The sequence below is a fragment of the Myxococcus llanfairpwllgwyngyllgogerychwyrndrobwllllantysiliogogogochensis genome (assembly GCF_006636215.1).
Lineage (GTDB): Bacteria > Myxococcota > Myxococcia > Myxococcales > Myxococcaceae > Myxococcus > Myxococcus llanfairpwllgwyngyllgogerychwyrndrobwllllantysiliogogogochensis.
In genome coordinates this window covers 1-2117 of record NZ_VIFM01000505.1, presented here as the reverse complement: position 1 = coordinate 2117, position 2117 = coordinate 1, and the positions used below count along the sequence as shown (strand labels likewise).

The following is a 2117-nucleotide window of genomic DNA, read 5'->3' as shown; positions in this document are numbered from 1 at the left end:
GGTGGAGGAAGGGGCTCCGGCTCGGGTGGCGGGGTGAACAGACCAGCGAGCTCCGGCACATCCGCGCCGCGCTTCCAGTCCGCCATGCCCTGCTGCCAGAAGAAGCTGCGGCCACTGATGGTGCCAGTGGCGACGAGCTCCCGGAGCGCCCCCTCGTCGAGAGGGCCTTCCTGCTTGTTGCGCACCATCACGAACCAGGGCGAACCCGTGGCCCGCAGGGGTGCGGCACGCGTGGGCTCATCGTCCCAGGGCGTTTGAAGCGCGGCGGGTGGCGCCTTGGCCAACGCGGGCGCGGCGGTGACGGGCGCGGCGGCGGGCTCGGCCAGGGAGCGCTCTTGCGCTCTCAGCCGCTCCACGTCCGCGAGCGACACCACGCGGGTGCTCTCCTCTTCGGCGGGTCCTTCGACGGTGATGACGTTCTGGCAGTTCTTGCAACGGACCTTGACCGTCTTGCCGCGGACTTTTTCGTCCGCAATGGAGTACCGCTTCTGGCAATTGTCGCAGGTGAAGTTCAAGGGGAGCGTCCGGCTCACTGAGGGGAGACTGGGTTCTGGATGCTACCGCTAGAAATCTCCCGCGCAAACCATCGGTTGACTCCGTCTTGCGCGCCAACTATGCAGCCGCCCTCTGTCTTCTCTCGGCCTTATTCAGAAGGTGGCGAATGCCGGCGAAGGACCTCGGATCGAAGTTCGTCTGCTACAAGTGCCAGACGAAGTTCTACGACATGAAGAAGCCTGACCCGCTGTGCCCCAAGTGCGGCGCGGACCAGCGGGAAAGCCCTGCTCTCAAGCCCCAGCCCGAGGGACGACGCGGACGCTTGGCCGCCGCCCCGAAGGTCATCGAACCGATTGAACCCGAAGAGCCCGCCGCCGCGAGCGAGGAAGAGGAAGAAGACCTCGACTCGTTCGACGACGACGAGACCGCGACCGCGGAAACCGAAGAAGAAGAAACCTGAGTCGTGGGGTTGTAGGGACTCCCTGGCATTCGCCGGGAGTCCCTGCGCCTCGGTGGTACCCACGAGGCCTTGAAGCGAGGCGCGCCCGTCAAGGGGCGCCGCCAGGGCTCCGTTCAGCGTGACGCTTCGGCTCCGCTCAAGTCCCTGACGCCAGCGACAACTCCATCAGCGCACGGCGGATCTGCTCGTAGAGGCCAGGCCCCATTTCCTGCATCCCCACCGGCCGGACTTCCTTGCGGGTCGGCTCCTGGTGGGTGTGTGCCTGGCTCGTCAGAGTCGTTCGCTTCTTGGCCTGCTGCATGACTCGGCCCCCCTCTCGTGGTGTTGCTCGCCAGTATTGTAGCAATTTTTCCGCCGCAGCGGAAATGAAATCCGGATCACCCACGCCTCGACATGTAGAACGCGCAGCGCCGAAAAACTTCCAGACTCTTTTGCTACAGGCCTGGGCGGGCCAGCTACTTCAGGTCTCCTACCGCCCAGGACTGCTCCACCTCGACGACCTCTCCGGCGCGGACATTCACGGTCTGCTCGGCCTGGGGCAGCCGCTCGTGCCAGAGGACGAGGGTGTGGGTGCCCTCGGGGACCTCCAGGCGGAAGCGCCCCTCCGGGCTGGTGGTGGCGAAGTACGAGTGGTCGAAGGTGCGCACCACGGCGCGCATCCACGGGTGGATGTCACAGCGGATGGGCACCACGCCCGGCTCCGCGGGGAGCGGCTTGCGGGTGGTCATCCCCTCCAGCGGCATGGCCACGTTGAAGAAGGAGCGGTTGGAGCCGGAGGCGGCGCGCACGTTGTGCACGAGCGGATCAGAGTTTCGCAGCGTCAGGGTGCCGCCTGCCCGGGCGGCCAGGACGGGCGGTTCGTAGACGCACTTCTTCTGGTCCAGCACGGGGTCGGCCGGGAGGCTCGCCGGTGCGGGGAGCCCGGCGCCGGACTTGAGGGAAACCACTGTGTGGGCGAGTGCCCCTTCGGCGCCGACGACGAGGGAGCGGTCCTCCGCCTGCTCGCCGCATACGGACACGACGGTGCCGGTGGTGGGAGACAAGGTGGGGGCCGGGGGCGTGCCCGTGAGGCGAACGCGACCCTCGATGACACCCCACTTCACGTCGGCGGCAGGGCGCGCGGGCGAGGGAGCCGTCGGCGGGGGAGCGACGGGGGCCGAGG

The 2117-nt window shown here is 67.6% G+C and carries 4 protein-coding genes; 1 reads left to right on the top strand and 3 read right to left on the bottom strand.

Going from position 1 to position 2117, the window contains the following annotated elements; all coding sequences use genetic code 11:
- Nucleotides 1-515, bottom strand: a 515-nt coding sequence (locus tag FJV41_RS48880; protein WP_141649470.1) for a GYF domain-containing protein, incomplete at its 3' end; no start/stop codon positions are given.
- Nucleotides 516-661: 146 nt separating this feature from the next.
- Here FJV41_RS48880 and FJV41_RS48875 point away from each other — a divergent pair.
- On the top strand, nucleotides 662-955 hold the full coding sequence (locus FJV41_RS48875; protein ID WP_141649469.1) for an FYDLN acid domain-containing protein: 294 nt from the start codon (nucleotides 662-664) through the stop codon (nucleotides 953-955).
- A 136-nt stretch (nucleotides 956-1091) separates the two neighbouring features.
- On the opposite strand, the gene FJV41_RS52940 is transcribed toward FJV41_RS48875, so the two are convergent.
- Together FJV41_RS52940 and FJV41_RS48870 are read right to left on the bottom strand one after the other, a co-directional pair.
- Nucleotides 1092-1256, bottom strand: a complete 165-nt coding sequence (locus tag FJV41_RS52940) for a hypothetical protein (RefSeq protein ID WP_174453057.1) — start codon at nucleotides 1254-1256, stop codon at nucleotides 1092-1094.
- A gap of 154 nt (nucleotides 1257-1410) precedes the next feature.
- On the bottom strand, nucleotides 1411-2117 hold a 707-nt coding region (locus tag FJV41_RS48870; RefSeq protein WP_141649468.1), incomplete at its 5' end, for a cupredoxin domain-containing protein.